The organism is Saccharothrix texasensis (assembly GCF_003752005.1).
In the GTDB taxonomy this organism is placed as follows: domain Bacteria; phylum Actinomycetota; class Actinomycetes; order Mycobacteriales; family Pseudonocardiaceae; genus Actinosynnema; species Actinosynnema texasense.
In genome coordinates this window covers 2,197,753-2,215,484 of the sequence record NZ_RJKM01000001.1, presented here as the reverse complement: position 1 = coordinate 2,215,484, position 17,732 = coordinate 2,197,753, and the positions used below count along the sequence as shown (strand labels likewise).

The window sequence follows — 17,732 nt, the reverse complement described above, 5'->3', positions numbered from 1 at the left end:
TTGTCCTCGATGACAATTGTGCCAAGTGACAAACGTCGTCTCTGGAATCGCGCGAGGGGCCTTGATACGGTTGCCCCGCTAGCCGGCGCGAATCACGGATCATGTTCGGTGCAGCACACTGGGGGATCGGTGGGTAGTACTGCTCGTATTCGACTGTCGCCTTACCAACGAGACATCTGGGTGGCGGGGGCACAATTTCCGGAGCTGGACCAGTACACCGTCTTCATTTATGACCGGTACCGCGGTGACGTGGACGAGGACCGGCTGGTCCAGGCCATGGCCGAGGCCGCGCGGCGGACGGACGCATTTCGGCTTCGCTTTTCCGAAGAGGACGGCGAACCGTACCAGTGGCTCGCCGGCGACGCAGAATTCACGGTTCGCCGGGTGCGGTTGAATCGGGAGTCCGAAGTCGGGCGATGGCTCGGCGATGAATTTTCAACTACTTACGACCTGACCGGTGACCGGCTGGTCGATCTCGTCCTGCTGAACGCGGGCGGGAGCGTCTACGCATATGTCCGGACGCACCACGTCATCTGCGACGCGTGGGGCCTGCAACTGTTCTTGGCGCGGGTCCGCGCGGAGTACCTGGGCACCGCGACCGAGACGCCGTCGTTCACCGAGCTGACCGCCGCGGACACCTACGAGGGTTCCGCGCGGCACGAGGAGGACCGGGCGTTCTTCGAGCAGGCCACGGCGGGCGTCGAGCCCGTGCTGTTCACGCGGCGCAGCCCGCGCGGACGCAGGCGCACCCGGCGGTACTCGTTCCCGCTGGAGCGGGCGCTGGTCGACGCCGTCCGCGACCGGGGCGAGTCGCCGTTCGTGGTGTTCTCCACCGCCGTCGCGCTGTACCTGGCGAAGGTGCACCAGGTCGACGAGGTGGTGCTCGGCGTGCCGGTGCTCAACCGCTCGGGCGCCCTGGCCAAGCAGACCGTCGGCCAGTTCGCGAACACGCTGCCGCTGCGCGTGGACACCCGCGCCGAGCTGACCGGGACCGAGGTGCTGTCCCGCGTGCGGCAGGACACCCGGGCCCTGTTGAAGCACCAACGGCTGCCGCTGGGCGATTTGGCGGCAGGCGGGCCGCTGTTCGACACCACCGTGGCCTACCTGGGCAAGCCGCCGGCCACGCCGATGCCGGGCGTCTCCTACGAGACGGTGGCGCGGACGCACGCCCACGACCAGGACGCGCTGGCGATCTGGGTCTCGGAGTTCGACCGCGCCGAGGACCCGCGGGTCGACCTGGAGTGCGCGACCGACGTGTTCGACGCGGACTTCCCGATCGAGGCCGCCGCACGGCACATCCAGGCCTTCTTCCGGGCGCTGGCCACGTCGAGCGGGCAGCCGGTCGGCGAGCTGGACCCGTTGTCGGAGCAGGAGCGGCACGACCTCGTCCACGCGCACAACGCCACCGACGCGCCGTTCCCGGACGACACGACCCTGCCCGAGCTGTTCGCCCGCCAGGTGGAGCTGACACCGGACCGCGTGGCGCTGGTCGGGCCGGACGGCGTCACCGTGACCTACGCCGGGCTGGCCGCGCGGGTGAACGCGGTCGCCGCCGCGCTGCGGGCCCGGGGCGTGACCCGGGACGACCCGGTGGCCGTGCTGGTCGAACGCGGACCGCACCTGCTGCCCGCCGTGCTCGGCGCGCAGCTCGCGGGCGGCGCGTACGTGCCGGTCGACCCCGCCTACCCCGCCGAGCGGGTCCGCCTGCTGCTGGAGGACAGCGGCGCGAAGGTCGCCCTCCTCGGCGACGTCGAGGTGGACCCCGCCGCGCTGGGCTCGGTCGGCGCGGCGCTGCGGGTGGCCGACCTGCCGCGGGCCGAACCGGTCGCGCCGCTCGCGTCCCCGACGGACCTGGCCTACGTCATCTACACGTCCGGCTCCACCGGCCGCCCCAAGGGCGTGATGGTCGAGCACCGCTCGGTGGTGAACCGGCTGTGGTGGATGCAGCGCCGGTACCCGATCGGCGAGCACGACGTGCTGCTGCAGAAGACGCCGGTGTCGTTCGACGTGTCCGTGTGGGAGCTGTTCTGGTGGGGCTTCACCGGCGCCCGCCTGTCGCTGCTGCCTCCCGGCGCCGAGAAGGACCCGCGGGAGGTGCTGCGCGCGGTCGAGCGCGACGGCGTCACCGTGGTCCACTTCGTGCCGTCGATGTTCGCGCCGTTGCTGGAGCTGCTGGAGGAGGACCCGGACGCCCGGCGCGCCGCGTCCTCGTTGCGGCTGGTGTTCTGCAGCGGCGAAGCGCTGCCGCCGGCGCAGGTCGCCCGGTTCAACCGGGTGTTCGGCGACGGCGCGCGGCTGGTCAACCTCTACGGGCCGACCGAGGCCACGGTCGACGTCTCGGCGTACGACTGCCCGCCCGGCACGCCGACCCGCGTCCCGATCGGCTCGCCCATCGACAACATCCGGCTGCACGTGCTGGACCGCGCGGGCCGGCCGCAGCCGGCGGGCGCGCCCGGCGAGCTGCACATCGGCGGCGTCGGCGTGGCGCGCGGCTACCTGAACCAGCCCGCGCTCACCGCCGAGCGCTTCGTGCACGACCACCTCGCCGGCGAGGGCCGGCTCTACCGCACCGGTGACCGGGCGCGGCGGCTGGCCGACGGCACGCTGGAGTACCTGGGCCGGGTGGACGACCAGGTCAAGATCCGGGGCAACCGGGTCGAGCCGGGCGAGGTGCGCGACCACGTGGCCGCGCTGCCCGGCGTGCGCGACGCCGCGGTGGTCGTCCGGCACTCCGACGCCCTCGGCGCGCACCTGGTCGCCTACTGCGTGGCGGACGACGAGCTGGACCCCGCCGCGCTGCGGGCCGGCATGGCGCGGGCGGTGCCCGAGCACCTGATCCCCGCCTTCTTCGTGCGGATCGACGCGATCCCGCTGTCGCCCAACGGGAAGCTGGACCGCAAGCGGCTGCCGGAGGTCGTCGGCGCGCCGCGTGGCGGCAAGCCGCGCACCCCGGTCGAGGCGGAGCTGGCCGAGGTGTGGGCCGACGTGCTCGGCGTGCCCGAGGTCGGCATCCACGACAACTACTTCGCGCTGGGCGGCGACTCGATCGTCATGCTGCGCCTGCGGGCCCGCGCCGGGCGCCGCGGCCTGCGGTTCGAACCGGCCGACCTGCTGCGCCACCCGACCGTCGCCGGCCTGGCCGGCCGACTGTCGGCCACCGTGGCGCCCGAGTCGCGGCTCGCGCCGTTCGAGCTGGTGTCCGAAGTGGACCGGCCGAGGCTCGCCGGGCTCGCCGACGCGTTCCCGGTCAACCGGCTCAGCCTGGGGCTGCTGTTCCACTCCGGCAGGCACCCGGACTCCTCGGTGTACCACGACGTGTTCCGCTACCGGTTCGACGTGGCGTGGGACGAGCGGGCGCTGCGCCGCGCGTTCGACGCCGTCCTCGCCCGGCACCCCGCGCTGCGGTCGTCGTTCGACCTGGCGGGCTCCTCCGAGCCGCTGCAACGGGTGCACGAGCACGTGACCGGCGGGCTGGAGGTCGTCGACCTGCGCGGGCGCGCCGACGCGGAAGCGGTGATCGGCAAGCACGTCGAGCAGCGCCGGTTCCACCGCTACGAGCTGGACCGGGCGCCGCTGCACCTGTTCACCGCGTTCGTCCGGGACGACGCGCTGGACCTCGTCCTCAGCTTCCACCACGCGATCCTCGACGGCTGGAGCGTGGCCAACGTCATCGTCGAGCTGATGACGCTCTACCGGGGCGACCCCGCGCCGCCCGCCGCGCCGTCACCGGCCTGGCAGGCGAAGGAGGAGCGCCGCGCGCTGGCGTCGGCGGAGACGGCCCGCTACTGGGCGGACCTGCTCGACGGCGCGGCGATGACCTCGCTGGACGGGTTCCGCGCGCACGAGCCCGTCGAGGAGCCGCGGTTCGCGTCGCACCGCGTCGACCTGCCCGCGGACCTGCTCGACCGGCTCCGGGCGCGGGCCGCCGAGCACTCGTTGCCGGTGAAGTCGCTGCTCCTGGCCGCGCACTGCCTGACCCTGCACCTGTTCTCCCGCGCCGGCACGGTGGTCACGGGCGTGGTCGCGCACGGCAGGCCCGACCTGCCCGAGGCCGACCGGATGGTGGGCCTGTTCCTCAACACCGTCCCGGTCCGCACCGACATCGCCGGCCGCACGCGGCTGGACGTGGCCCGCGAGCTGTTCCGCCAGGAGCGGGACGGGCACGAGCACCGGCGCTACCCGCTCAGCGCGATCCAGCAGGCGCACGGCGGCGTGCTCCAGACCGCGTTCAACTACGTCGACCTGCACGTGCTGGAACCGCTGCGGGAGCTGACCGGCCTGCGGGTGTGGGAGGAGACGAACTTCCCGCTGTTCGTCAACGTCATCGCCGACCCGGTCGGCGACGGCACGTTCCTGCGGGTCGACACCGACGGCCGCGCGATCACCCGCGACCAGGCGGCGCTGATCGCCGACACCTACGTCGGCGTGCTGCGCGAGCTGGTGGCCGACCCGCACGGCGCGGTCGACTTCTCGTTCCTCGCGCCGCGCCAGGACGTCGTGCCGCACCCCGAGCCCCTGGTCGACGTGGTGACCCGGTTCGCGCGGCAGGCCGAGGCCACGCCGGACGCGCTCGCGGTCACGTTCGGGGACGACACCGCGTGGACCTACCGGGAGCTGGAGCGGGTGTCCCGGTCGGTCGCGACCCGGCTGCTCGGCGGCGGCGCGGAACCCGGCGCGACCATCGGGGTGGCCCTCGACCGGTCGCCGGAGATGATCGCGGTGATCTGGGGCGTGCTGCGGGCCGGCCTGGTCTGCGTGCCGCTGGACGTCAGCTACCCGGCGCACCGGCTCGCGCTCATCCTGGACACGGCCCGGCCGCACCGGGTCGTCGCGCACCCCGCGCACGCGCACGTGGCGCAGGACGACGGGATCGTCATCCCGGTCGACGAGGTCGTCGCCGACACCGCGGACCACGTCGAGCTGCCCACCCCGGACCTGGACGACCTGGCGCTGCTGCTGTTCACCTCCGGGTCGACCGGCCGGCCCAAAGGCGTCGAGCTGACCCACCGGATGTGGGCCGGGTACACCCAGTGGCAGCTGCGGGTGCCCAGCGGCGAACCGGGCCTGCGCACGCTGCAGTTCGCGCCGCTGAGCTTCGACATGTCGTTCCAGGAGATCTTCTCGACCCACTGCGGTGGCGGCGAGCTGCGGCTGGTGACCGACGAGACGCGGCTCGACCCGATCGCGCTGCTGCGGGTGCTGGACCGGCACGGGGTGCAGCGCGTGCTGCTGCCCGCGGTGGCGTTCCAGCGGCTCGCGGAGGCGTCCAACGCGGTGGGCGTGCGACCGGGGGCGTTGCGCGTGGTCGTGTCCTCCGGCGAGCAGATGCGGATCACCGAGGAGGTCCGCGCGTTCGCCGCCGCGGTGCCCGGCCTGATGCTGGAGAACCAGTACGGGCCGACCGAGACCCACCAGGTCACCTACCACACGCTCACCGGCGACCCGGCCCGCTTCCCCGACCTGCCGCCCATCGGCCGGCCCCTGGACGGCGTCGAGGCGCAGGTGCTCGACGCCGACCTCAAGCCGGTGCCGGTCGGCGTGACCGGCGAGCTGTTCCTGGGCGGCGACTGCCTGGCCCGCGGCTACCACCGCGCGCCGGACCTCACCCGCGAGCGGTTCCTGCCGCACCCGTGGCGCGCGGGCGCCCGGCTCTACCGCACCGGCGACCTCGCCCGGCTGCTGCCCGACGGCAGCGTGATCTGGCTCGGCCGGGCCGACACCCAGGTGAAGGTCCGCGGCTTCCGCATCGAGACCGCCGAGGTGGAGCTGGCGGTCATGCGCCAGGCCGAGCGGCACACCGGCCTGCGCGGCGCGGCGGTGGTGGCCCGCAGGCGGCCCGACGGCGACGCGTTCCTGGCCGCGTTCCTCATCGGCGACGCCGACGGCGTGGACCTGGCGGACCTGGCCGGCTCGTTGCGGGCCGAGCTGCCGGAGTACATGGTGCCGTCGTACTTCGGGTGGCTGGACGCCTTCCCGCTGACACCCAGCGGCAAGCGCGACGACTCGGCCCTGCGCGAGATCCCGCTGACCCGCGACGACTCCGCCGAACGGGTGGCGCCGCGCGACGAGTACGAGCGCAACCTCGCCGAGGTCTTCACCGAGCTGCTCGACCTGTCCGAGGTCGGCGTGGACGACGACTTCTTCGCCAACGGCGGCACGTCGCTGACCGCGATGCGGCTCGTCGTCACGATCGAGAAGCGCTACGGCGTCGGCGTCCCGCTGGCCGCGCTGATCGAGACGCCGACCGTGGCGGGGCTGGCCGAGCGGCTGCGGGTGAAGTCGGCGGTGGCGGAGTTCGACCCGCTGGTGCCGATCCGCCGCGACGGCGACCGGCCGCCGCTGTTCCTCGTGCACCCGCTGGGCGGGCACGTGCTGTGCTACCTGCCCATCGCCCGCCACCTGCCGCCGGACCAGCCCGTCTACGCGTTGCAGGCGGCGGGCAGCGACCAGGGCAGCACGCCCGCCCGGTCCATCGAGGAGATGGCCGCCGCCTACCTCGCCGCGATCCGGCGCGTGCGCCCGGAAGGGCCGTACGTGCTCGGCGGCTGGTCGTTCGGCGGGTTCGTCGCCTACGAGATCGCGCGCGTGCTGCGGGAGGAAGACCCGGACGCGGTGTCGGAGCTGGTGCTGCTCGACTCGATCACCATGCGCCGCGACCACGACGTGACGGTCGGCGACGACGCGCTGATGGAGTTCTTCTACTGGGAGCTCGTGTGGTTCGAGCGCAGCCTGGACGCGGTCGAGCAGCTGCCCGCGGACTTCACCGAGGACGAGAAGCTCGACCGCGTCCTCGACCGCGCGATGAGCACCGGGGTGCTGCCCTGGGGCACGTCGCGGGCCACCGTGAAGCGGCTGTACGAGCTGTTCCGGGCCAACTGGCGGGCGTTGATCGACTACCGGCCGCCGGTGACCGACCTGGACGTGACGCTGCTGCGCGCGGACGGCCCGCTGCCCGACTCGCTCAAGCCGATGCACCGGGCCGCGGGCACCCTGCACGCCGAGCCGGACAACGGCTGGCGGCACTGGACCACCGGCCGGCTCGACGTCGTCGACGTCTCCGGAGACCACCTGGTGCTGATGGAGGAGCCGCACGTCGCGGGCGTCGCCGACGCCATCACCACGCTGCTGAGCCCGAACCGGGCCGAGGGGACCGCACCGTGAGCAAGCACAAGAAGATCGTCATCGTCGGCGCGGGCATGGGCGGTCTCACCGCCGCCGCCGCGCTCGGCCGGGCCGGCTTCGAGGTCGAGGTGTACGAGCGGGCCCGGGAGCTGCGCCCGGTCGGCTCGGCGCTGTCGCTGATGAGCAACGCGCTCACCGCGCTGGCCGCGGTCGGCGTCACGCCCGAGTTCACCGGCCGGTCGCTGGTGTTCGAGTCGCTGCGCTTCCTGACCAAGCGGGGCAAGCCGATCCGGACCATCCACTTCGGCGACCTCGCCCGCCGGATCGGGCAGCCGAACCTGGCCATCCACCGGGCGAGCCTCCAGCAGGCGCTGCTGGAGCAGGCCTCGGACGCCAAGATCGAGCTGGGCGCCGCCGCCACCGGCTACACCCGCGACGGCGACGGCGTGGTGGTCGCCTTCGAGGACGGCCGGGAGGTGCGCGCCGACGTGCTGATCGGCGCGGACGGCTTCAACTCCGCCATCCGCCGCGAGATCGCCGGTCCCGAGCGCCCGCTGGACTACGACTACGTCGTGTGGCGTGCCACGCCCGCGTTCCGCCACCCCAAGGTCACGCACGCCTACGCCGCCCACTACTGGGGCCGCGGCCAGCGGTTCGGCCTGGTCGACATCGGCGGCGGCGACGTCTACTGGTGGGGCACCAAGAACATGCCCGCCGAGCAGGCGGCGGACTGGCGGGGCGGCAAGGCGGGCGTGCAGCAGCTCTACGCCGGGTGGGCCGACGAGGTGCAGCAGGTCATCGCCGCCACCCCGGAGGAGGGCATCACCAGCCTGCCCGCCCAGGACCGGCCGTTCCTGGAGCGGTGGGGCGACGGGCCGGTGACCCTGCTCGGCGACGCGGCCCACCCGATGCTGACCAGCCTCGGCCAGGGCGCCGCCATCGCCATCGAGGACGGCGCGGTGCTCGCGCACTGCCTCAAGACCATCGACGACCCGCAGACCGCGTTGCGCGCCTACGAGGACCGGCGCCGCGACCGCGCGCGGGGCATGGTGCTGGCCTCCCGCGGGCTCAGCCGCACCGAGCAGCTCCAGAACCCGTTGCAGACCTTCGCCCGCGGCCTGTACTTCCGGTTCGTCCCCGAGCGGACGCTCGACCGGGAGAACGAGCAGGCCCTGATCTTCCCCGGAGTGCAGTGATGGCCACGCCGATCCGCCCGCTGTCGCCGGTGGAGCGCTGGTACTGGATGTGCGACCAGCTCTCCACGCTCAACGTCGTCTCCCGCACCAGGGTGCGCGGCGAGCTGCCCGCCGACGTCCTGCGCCGCGGCCTGGACGCCGTGCAGGCCCGGCACCCGTTCCTGCGGCTGGCGATCACCGACGACGACGGCCTCGACCCGCACTGGGTCCCGACCGACCGCTCCATCCCGCTGCGCCGGGTGCGGCGCGAGCACGACGACCAGTGGGTGCGCGAGATCAACGAGCGCGAGCTGCCCGACCGCGTCGACCCGGCGGTCGGCCCGCTCGCCCGCGCCGTGGTGATCAGCGGCGACGACGACGTGCACGACCTGCTGGTCGTCGTGCCGCACATCATCGCCGACGGCACCACGGTGATCACGCTGGCGCAGCAGTGGCTGGAACTGGCCGCCGCCGACCGGCCGGTGGAGTCGTCGCGCGAGCTGCCGCCGCCCGACGAGCTGCGACCCGCCCGCCACACCGGCGAGGAGGGCGCGGCGCGGCTGGCCGAGCAGACCGCCCGGGACGAGGAGCTGATGGCCCGCACCCGGCCCGGCCGGGTCGAGCCGACCACCCGCGTGCCGCTGGAGGGCCGGCGGTCCCGGCTGGTGCACCGGGAGCTGACCGGCGAGCAGCTCGACGCCGTGGCCCGCGCGGCCCGGGAGCACGGCACCACCGTCCACGGCGCCGTCACCGCTGCCCTGGTGCGCGCCGCCGCCGCCGACGCGGGGGACGCGCACGACCACTTCGCGGTCGGCTCGCCGATCGACTTCCGGGGCGAGCTGGAACCGCCCGTGCGCCCGGACGAGGTCGGCACCTACGTGGCCACCGTGCCGTCCGTGGTCGACCCGGCGCTGCCGTTCTGGGACCTCGCCCGCGCGATCACCGAGGACCTCGCCGCGCGCAAGGCGAAGGGCGACCACTTCAACCTGGTCACGATGGTGGTGGGCGCGTGCCCGCCGTCGGTGGCGCAGGCGCGGCCGTTCATGGAGTTCATGGAGGCCGAGGGCCCGATCAACCTGTGCTCGTCCAACATCGGCCGGTACGCCTTCCCCGATCGGATCGGCCCGTGGCGGGTGTCCGACGCCCAGTTCCTCACCGGCATCTCGGTCAACGGCTACTTCGTGGCCACCGTCAACTCCAGCCACGGCCGGCTGTTCTGGAACTTCACCCACATCGCGGACGCCGTGCCGGACGAGCGCGCGCGCCGGCTGGCGGACGACTCGCTGAGCACCTTGCTGTCGGAGATCACCCAGAGTTCGCCCGCGGGCGCGTGAGGAGTAGATGGTGTTCACCGCCAAGGCACTGCCGCCGACCGGCAGGACCGTGCTGATCACCGGCGCGTCGACCGGCCTCGGCCGGGAAGCCGCGCTGCACCTGGCCGAGCGGGGCTTCCGGGTCCTGGCCGCGGTGCGCAAGACCGAGGACGGCGACCGGCTCGTGGCCGACTGCCCGTCCGGCCGGGCCGAGCACGTCGTGCTCGACGTGACCGACCAGGCGTCCATCACCGCCGCGGCCGACGAGGTGGCCGAGAAGGTCGGCGACCGCGGCCTGTGGGGCCTGGTGAACAACGCGGGCATCTGCATCTCCGCGCCGCTGGAGGTCGTGTCGACCGACCTGCTGCGCCGGCAGCTCGAGGTCAACGTGGTCGGCCAGCTCGCGGTGACCCAGGCGTTCCTGCCGCTGCTGCGCGCCGCCCGCGGCCGGCTGGTCAACGTGACCTCCGGGCTCGGCACCGTCGCGATCCCGTACCTGGGGCCGTACTCGGCGGCGCAGTTCGCCAAGGAGGGCATGAGCGACGCGCTGCGCCGCGAGCTGGCCCCGCTGGGCGTGGCGGTGTCCGTGGTCTGCCCCGGCTCCATCTGGACCCCGATCTGGGCCAAGATCGCCCAGGACGGCCACGACGCGCTGGCCGGCGCGCCCGCCGCGGTCGCCGACCTCTACCGGGCGACGTTCCTGCGGTTCCTGCAGTTCAACGAGCAGACCGCGAAGGACAGCAAGACCCGGCCCGCCGAGGTCGCCGTCGCCATCCGGGCCGCGCTCACCTCGGTGAAGCCGAAGACCCGCTACCGGGTCGGCGCCGACGTCCGGCGCGGCACGGTGCTGGCGAGGGTGCTGCCCGACCGCGCCGTCGACTCGATGTTCAGCAAGATCGTCACCCCGCTCCCGACCGACCAGGAGGCGCACCGTGTCGGGTCCTGAACTCCGGCTCGGCGAAGAGCTGATCTCGCCGCTGCACCCGCTCTACGACGGCCTCCAGGTCGACGGCGCGCCCCGGCCCGCCCACCTCGCGCCCGACCACCCGGTGTGGGTCGTCACCCGGTACGCCGACGCCAAGAAGGTGCTCTCGCACCCCGGCGTGCGGCGGGACGCGAAGCAGGCGGCCGAGCTGTACGCCGAGCGCACGGGGGAGCAGCGGGCGGCCATCGGCGCCTCCCTCACCGCCCATATGCTCAACGCCGACCCGCCCGACCACACCCGGCTGCGCGCCCTGGTCGGCCGCGCGTTCACCAGCCGCCGGGTCGAGCTGCTGCGCCCGCACATCGAGCGGCTGACCGACGAGCTGCTGGACGCGATGGCCGCGCGCGAGCAGGCCGACCTGATGGGCGACTTCGCCGTCCCGCTGACCATCGGCGTGATCTGCGAGCTGCTCGGCGTGCCGCCGGCCGAACGCGACCACGTGCGCTCGGCGTGGGAGCGGCAGGCCGAGCTGCTGTCGCCGGAGGCCGCCGAGGCGTTGGCCGAGGAGCAGGCGGACTACCTGCGCGGCCTGCTGGAGGCCAAGCGCCGCGACCCGGCCGACGACGTGTTCAGCGCGCTCGTGCAGGCGGCGGACGAGGACGGCGGGTTGTCGCCGACCGAGCTCGTGGCCATGTCGCACCTGCTGCTCATGGCCGGGTTCGAGACGACCATGAACATGATCGGCAACGCGGTCGTCACGCTCCTCGTGCACCCCGAGCAGGCCGCGGCGCTGCGCGCGAACCCCGACCTGCTGCCCAACGCGCTGGAGGAGCTGGTCCGCTACGACAGCGCGGTCCGCGCGTCGATGCTCCGGTTCACCGTCGAGGACGTCGACCTCGGCGACGTCACCATCCCGGCGGGGGAGTACGTGCTGGTCTCGAACCTCACCGCCAACCACGACCCCGAGCGGTTCGACGACCCGGACCGGCTCGACCTCACCCGCAAGGCCGACGGGCACCTCGGCTACGGCCACGGCGTGCACTACTGCGTCGGCGCGCCGCTGGCCCGGCTCGAAGCCAGGGTCGCGATCGGCAAGCTCCTCGACCGCTTCCCGGACCTGCGCCTGGCCGTGCCGCACGGCGAGCTGGTCTGGCTGCCGATCACGTTCCTGCGCGCGCTGATCAGCGTGCCCGTCACCCCACAGCCCGTGCTCACCGGAAGGACGTCCGCATGAACGCCCAGGAGATCCTGACCCGCAGCCTGGAGTTGCTGGAGAACGGCGACGCCCGCGGCTGGTGCGACCTGTTCCACCCCGAAGGCGTGCTGGAGTTCCCCTACGCCCCGCCCGGCTGGCCCAACCGCTTCGAGGGCCGCGAGGCCATCTGGCAGCACATGCAGAAGTTCCCCGAGCACCTGACGGTGAAGTTCACCGAGGTGACCTTCTACCCGACCGCCGACGAGGACCTGGCCATCGGCGAGTTCCACGGCGACGGCACGGCCACCCAGTCCGGCGGCACGCTCTCCCAGGACTACATCTCCGTCCTGCGCACCGACGGCGAGCACATCACGCTGTACCGGGACTTCTGGAACCCGGTCAAGCACATGGAAGCGCTCGGCGGGGCCGAGGCCGCCGCCGCGATCGTGCAGGGCTGAGCCGTGGCACGGGCCGCGGTGCTCGCCGGGCTCGGCACCCACGTGCCGCCCGACGTGCTGACCAACGACATGCTCGCCGAGGTGCTCGACACCTCCGACACCTGGATCCGCACCCGCACCGGCATCCGGCAGCGGCACATCGCGGACGAGCGGACCACCACCGGCGACCTGGCGGTGGCGGCCGGTGAACGCGCCCTGGCCTCGGCGGGCGTGACGCGGGTCGACCTGGTGGTGGTCGCCACCACCACCCCGGACCGGCAGTGCCCGGCCACCGCGCCCACCGTGGCGTCGCGCCTGGGCATGTCCGGCACGCCCGCGTTCGACGTGTCGGCCGCCTGCACCGGGTTCGTCTACGGCCTGGCCACCAGCGCGTCCATGATCAACGCAGGGCTGTTCGACAGCGCGCTGTTCATCGGCGCGGACACGTTCAGCGAGACCCTGGACCCGGCGGACCGGGCCACCAGGGCGCTCATCGGCGACGGCGCGGGCGCGGTCGTGCTGCGCGCCGGCGAGTCGGACGAGGACGGCGCGCTGCTCGCGTTCGACCTCGGCAGCGACGGCGAGCACGTCGGGCTGCTCGAGGTGCCCGCCGTCGGCCGGGCCGAACGGGCGGCGGGCACGACGCGCGGCTACTTCCACATGGAGGGCAAGCCGGTGTTCACCAAGGCGGTCACCGCGATGACCGACTCGGTGCACCGGGTGCTGGACCAGGTCGGCTGGACGACCGCGGACGTGGACCGGCTGGTGCCGCACCAGGCCAACGCCCGCATCCTGGCCGCCGTCGCCGACCAGCTCGACCTGCCCGCCGAGCGCGTGGTCAGCAACATCGCCGACGTCGGCAACACCGTCGCCGCGTCGATCCCGCTGGCGCTCGGGCACGGGATGCGCCACCAAGGCTTGAGATCGGGGCACAACGTCGTGCTCACGGGGTTCGGCGCGGGACTGACCTGGGGGTCGGTCGCGGTGCGCTGGCCCAAGATCACCGACATCGGCAGCTAGGGGGAACCAGTCATGCGTTCTGCGGTCGAAGACCGGCTCGTCGTGCTGATCAGCGAGATCAGCGAGGTGCCCGCCGAGGACATCACGGCGGACACCCCGCTGGAGGACCTGGGGTTCGACTCGCTGGTCCTGGTGGAGCTCGCGATGAAGCTCCGCAAGGAGTTCGGGGTCGTCGCCTCGGACGAGGAGCTGGACGAGGTGGAGACCGTCGGCGGGCTGCTCCGGTTCGCCACCAGGGCCCGGTCCGCGTAGGTCATGGACCTGCGTCAGGAAGTGCGCGCGTTCGCCCGGACGCACCTGCTCGACGGGCCCGCCGACCTCGCGACCCGCACGGCGGCCTGGCACGCCGCCGGGCTGGCGAACTGGTGGCTGCCCGTCGAGCACGGCGGCCGCGGCCTGTCCCTGCGCGACGGCGTCGACGTGGTCGACGAGCTGGCCTACGCCGACGCCGGGTTCGCCTTCTCGTCCCTGGTGGGCGTGATCGGCTCCACGCTGGTGTCGCTCTACGGCGACGACCGGCTGCGCGCCGACGTGCTCGGCGACCTCGGCCGGGAGGGCGGCTTCTTCGCCACCGCCGTCACCGAGCGGGACGTGGGCAGCGAGCTCGACCGGTTGCGGACCACGGCCGTGCCCAAGGGCGACACCGTGGTCGTCACCGGCGAGAAGCTGTTCTCCACCAACGCCGACAGCGCCCGCTACCTGCTCGTGGTGGCGCGGCACGAGGCCGGCGCCGACGACCACCCGCACGTGGCCGTCGTCGTGCCGCGCGACGCGGACGGGGTGGTGGTGTCCGAGCCGTGGCGCACCACCGGCCTGACCGGCTCGCCGGTGCACCGGGTCACGCTGGCCGACTGCGCCGTGCCCGCGGGCAACGTGCTCGACGGGCACGGCCTGCGGCTGCTGGAGGTGGGGCTCAACGCCAGCCGCGTGCTCATCGCGGCCACCGCCGTCGGCATGGCCAGGCGCGTCCGCGACCTGTGCCTCGACTTCGCCGCCGGCAGGCGGCTGCGCGACGGCGTGCTCGGCAAGCACCCGCTGTTCGCCGACAAGATGGCCCAGGTCGAGATCGAGATCGAGACGATGCGCAGCCAGTGCCGCACCGCGGCGGACGACTTCGACGCCGTGCGGGCGGACCCCGACGCGGCGCGGCGGTTCGCCCGGCGCGGCGCGCTGAAGTCCGCGCTGGTCGCCAAGGTGTTCTGCGGCCAGGCCGGCTGGCGGGTGGCGGGCACCGGCTCCGAGGTGTTCGGCGGCCTCGGCTACACCGACGAGGTCCCGATCGGCGCGCTGGTGCGCGACCTGCGCCACGTCTCGCTGGTCGAAGGCGGCGAGGACGTGCTGCGCGACGTCGTGTACCGGCGGTTCACCGCGCCACGCGTCAGGCGCGCGTGATCGTTCCGCCCACACCGGAGGAGTCTGCGCTTCAGATGTCGGACCTGTTCGAAGAACACATCGGCCAGCACCAGGCGCTGGCGGTCGAGCACCAGCCGGAGTCCGCCTTCTACGCGCGCCCGGCGGGCCCGGCGACCATCATGACCCTGGCCAACTTCCCCGACGACGTCCTGCCGCTGCTGCAGATGGAGAGCCTGGCCACCGTCGAGGCCATGCCCTACCTGGGCTGCGACACGCTGGTCGAGCTCGGCTGCTACGACGGGCGCGCGCTGGAGGTCGCAAGGCACCTCGGCGCGCGCTACCTGGGCGTCGACCTCGACGCGCGGGCGGTCGCCACGCTCGCCGCGCGCATCGAGCGAGAGGGACTGGGCGAACGGGCGCGCACGCTGGTGGACGACCTGTTCAACCACCACCGGTGGGACCGGGACCTGGTGGGCGAGCGGCCGCTGTACATGCTGCCGTTCAACCTGCTGGGCAACTTCCGCCACCCGCTGCGGCTGCTGCGGTCCCTGGCGGGCGCGTCCGGCGCGGCGGTCATCTCGGTGTTCGGCGAGAGCCTGGAGGCCACGAAGGTCCGGCACGCCTACTACACGAGGTGCGGCGTGCGCGGTCTGGAGTTCGAGCTGACCGGCGACGGCGGCGTGCTGTTCACCGGCGCCGACGGCTTCTACTCCAGGTCGTTCAGCGAACCCCGGTTCCGGGCGCTGCTGCGCGAGTGCGGGCTGACCGTCGTGCGCGTGCGGGGCAACTCGCTCGGTTACGCGGCGACCGTGCTGCTCGGCGACGCGCCGTCCGAGACCCGCCGGCGGTAGGTTCGCCACTAGCGAACTGCGGGCCGTCGAGTTGATTGCGTTGCGACGATCAGGCTACGTTCCGTAGTCGAACGGCATTCTTCACAGAGGAACATGGGGGAACGGTGGACCTCGCGGCAGCGATCCTGGCCCGCTCGAACACGCAAACTCCGATGGCGCACGACCCGCTGTACGAGCAGCTGCTGCGGTCGCGGATCGTGCTGCTCGGCTCCGAGGTGAACGACGAGGTCGCCAACCGGCTGACCATGCAGTTACTGGTGCTCGCGGCCGAGGACGACGAGGCCGACATCCAGATGTACATCAACTCGCCGGGCGGTTCGGTCACGGCGGGCATGGCCATCTACGACACGATGAACCACATCAAGCCCGACGTGTCCACGATCGGCCTCGGTTTCGTGGCCTCGATGGGCCAGTTCCTGCTCTCCTCGGGCGCGCGCGGCAAGCGCTTCGTGCTGCCCAGCACGCGGGTGCTGATGCACCAGCCGTCCGCGGGCATCGGCGGCACGGCGACCGACATCGAGATCCAGGCGACGATCTTCACCCAGATGAAGAAGCGGATGGCCCGGATCACCGCCGAGCAGACCGGTCAGACGGTCGAGACCATCGAGCGGGACGCGGACCGCGACAAGTGGTTCACCGCCGAGGAGGCCTTGGAGTACGGCTTCATCGACCGGATCATCACCAACATCTGACGCGTCGCCGGCCCGCGCCGGCGTCGCCGCACCGCTGAACCTCTTCGGGAGTCCGTACCGATGCCGTTAGCCGTCTACGTCCTCGGCCTGGGCATCTTCGCCCTGACCACCAGCGAGTACATGGTGTCGGGGCTGATGCCCGCGCTGTCCGCCGAGTTCGAGGTGTCGTTCGCGGCCGTCGGCTACCTCGTGACCGTCTACGCGGGCGCGATGGCGGTCGGCGGCCCGCTGCTGACCGTGGCGCTGCTGAAGATGTCGCGCAAGACCGCGCTGCTCGGCCTCGTCGCGGTCTTCGTGGTGGGCCAGGTGCTCGGCGCGGTGGCGCAGGGTTACGGGACGATGGTGGTGGCCCGCCTGGTCACCGCGGTCGCGGCGGCGGCGTTCTTCGGCGTGGCGCTGACCGCGTGCGCCGAACTGGTCGGCGGCGAGAAGTTCGCGCGGGCGTCGTCGCTGGTGCTCGGCGGGCTGATGTTCGGCACCGTCCTCGGCCTGCCGGCGGCGACGCTGATCGGCGAGCGGTTCGGCTGGCGGGTCAGCTTCCTGGTCGTGGCGGGCGTCGCGCTGGCGGTCGGACTGCTGCTGGTCAAGGCGCTGCCCGCGATGCCGGCCCCGCCGCCGATGCCGATGGCGGGGCAGCTCGCGATCTTCCGCAGCGGCAAGCTGTGGGCGATCTACGCGACGAGCCTGCTGCTGATCGGCGCCACGTTCGCGGGCTTCACCTACTTCGTGCCGATCCTGACCGAGGTCAGCGGGTTCTCCGCGGGCGTCGTCCCGGTGCTGCTCGTGGTCTACGGCGTGGCGACGATCGTGGGCAACAACGTGGTCGGCAGGCTGGCCGACCGGTTCACCATCCAGGTGCTCGTGGTCGGCCTGGTCGTGGCCGTGGCGGCGATGGCGCTCTTCGCGCTGTTCGCCCAGTCGGCCGTGGTCGCGGTCCTCGCGCTGGTGGTGATCGGCCTGACCGGTGTGTCGATGAACCCGGCCCTGGTGACCCGCGGCGCGCGGGTGGGCCAGAACAACATGCTGGTCAACTCCGTGCACACGGCCTGCATCATGCTCGGCGTGATGGTCGGCTCGTGGATCGGCGGCCTCGGCCTGAACTGGGGCACGGGGCTGCGCGGTCCGCTGTGGATCGGCGCGGCCCTCGGCGTGCTCGGCCTGCTGACCCTGGTGCCGGACGCGCTGGCCCTGCGCCGGCGGCCCGCCCCGGTCGCCGACCAGGCCTGATCCCGGTCCTCGACCGCGCCGGTGGTCCGCGGACCACCGGCGCTTCCCGTCGGCCAGAACACGTTTCGGCTTAGCGACCGGTCGTCTTGGGTACCACCACCGTGATCGTCGGGGGACGAAACCACGTTGGGAGCCGACATGCCTTGGGTCGAAAGACATCGCCGCCGCCTGCCGCACAGCTGGTTCCGCACCACGTCGGTGGACCGGCACTACCGCAGGTCGCCCGCCACCATCCCGACCGTGATCGCGGTGGTCCTCGCGATCGTCCTGCTGATCGTGCTGTTCTGACCCGGTGTCCGACGACGACGCAGAACCGTTGCCACAGCGGCACTTCCGCGCGGCGAGTGGTGGGGACGTGCCCGCACGTCCCCACCGCGGGCGGTGTCGGACCGTCTTGGTCCACCAGCCGCGGCCCGTGTGCA

General features: G+C 73.0%; 13 protein-coding genes. All 13 read left to right on the top strand.

Annotated elements, in window-relative coordinates:
* Positions 1–9: 9 nt before the first annotated feature.
* Positions 10–7,161: an amino acid adenylation domain-containing protein gene (locus tag EDD40_RS08385; protein ID WP_123742404.1), complete on the top strand. Its 7,152-nt coding sequence runs from the start codon at positions 10–12 to the stop codon at positions 7,159–7,161.
* Positions 7,158–8,318, top strand: coding sequence for an FAD-dependent monooxygenase (locus EDD40_RS08380; RefSeq protein ID WP_123742403.1), 1,161 nt, complete (start codon positions 7,158–7,160; stop codon positions 8,316–8,318). The genes EDD40_RS08385 and EDD40_RS08380 overlap by 4 nt, the downstream gene beginning before the upstream one ends.
* On the top strand, positions 8,318–9,631 hold the full coding sequence (locus EDD40_RS08375; RefSeq protein ID WP_211348114.1) for a phthiocerol/phthiodiolone dimycocerosyl transferase family protein: 1,314 nt from the start codon (positions 8,318–8,320) through the stop codon (positions 9,629–9,631). Before EDD40_RS08380 ends, EDD40_RS08375 begins: the two co-directional genes overlap by 1 nt.
* 7 nt (positions 9,632–9,638) lie before the next feature.
* Entirely contained in the window at positions 9,639–10,556 is a 918-nt protein-coding gene (locus EDD40_RS08370) for an SDR family oxidoreductase (RefSeq protein ID WP_123742401.1), read from the top strand.
* Positions 10,543–11,769, top strand: a complete 1,227-nt coding sequence (locus EDD40_RS08365) for a cytochrome P450 family protein (RefSeq protein WP_123742400.1) — start codon at positions 10,543–10,545, stop codon at positions 11,767–11,769. The genes EDD40_RS08370 and EDD40_RS08365 overlap by 14 nt, the downstream gene beginning before the upstream one ends.
* The gene (locus EDD40_RS08360; protein WP_123742399.1) at positions 11,766–12,188 is read left to right on the top strand and encodes a nuclear transport factor 2 family protein; all 423 of its coding nucleotides are present in this window, start codon (positions 11,766–11,768) and stop codon (positions 12,186–12,188) included. The genes EDD40_RS08365 and EDD40_RS08360 overlap by 4 nt, the downstream gene beginning before the upstream one ends.
* Before the next feature lie 3 nt (positions 12,189–12,191).
* Positions 12,192–13,187 carry a beta-ketoacyl-ACP synthase III gene (locus EDD40_RS08355; protein ID WP_123742398.1) on the top strand — a complete coding sequence of 332 codons (996 nt, stop codon included), beginning with the start codon at positions 12,192–12,194 and terminating at the stop codon, positions 13,185–13,187.
* A 12-nt stretch (positions 13,188–13,199) separates the two neighbouring features.
* On the top strand, positions 13,200–13,439 hold the full coding sequence (locus tag EDD40_RS08350; RefSeq protein WP_123742397.1) for an acyl carrier protein: 240 nt from the start codon (positions 13,200–13,202) through the stop codon (positions 13,437–13,439).
* Positions 13,440–13,442: 3 nt separating this feature from the next.
* On the top strand, positions 13,443–14,579 hold the full coding sequence (locus EDD40_RS08345) for an acyl-CoA dehydrogenase family protein (RefSeq protein WP_123742396.1): 1,137 nt from the start codon (positions 13,443–13,445) through the stop codon (positions 14,577–14,579).
* A 35-nt stretch (positions 14,580–14,614) separates the two neighbouring features.
* Positions 14,615–15,391 carry a class I SAM-dependent methyltransferase gene (locus EDD40_RS08340; RefSeq protein ID WP_123742395.1) on the top strand — a complete coding sequence of 259 codons (777 nt, stop codon included), beginning with the start codon at positions 14,615–14,617 and terminating at the stop codon, positions 15,389–15,391.
* Between the two features lie 152 nt (positions 15,392–15,543).
* Positions 15,544–16,083 (top strand): ClpP family protease, encoded by a 540-nt coding sequence (locus tag EDD40_RS08335; protein ID WP_123747848.1) that lies wholly within the window; start codon positions 15,544–15,546, stop codon positions 16,081–16,083.
* 60 nt (positions 16,084–16,143) lie between these two features.
* Positions 16,144–17,310 carry an MFS transporter gene (locus tag EDD40_RS08330; RefSeq protein WP_123742394.1) on the top strand — a complete coding sequence of 389 codons (1,167 nt, stop codon included), beginning with the start codon at positions 16,144–16,146 and terminating at the stop codon, positions 17,308–17,310.
* A 138-nt stretch (positions 17,311–17,448) separates the two neighbouring features.
* A complete protein-coding gene (locus EDD40_RS41565) occupies positions 17,449–17,598 on the top strand; it encodes a hypothetical protein (protein WP_170185001.1) in 150 nt (49 codons plus the stop codon).
* The last annotated feature ends 134 nt before the right edge of the window (positions 17,599–17,732 follow it).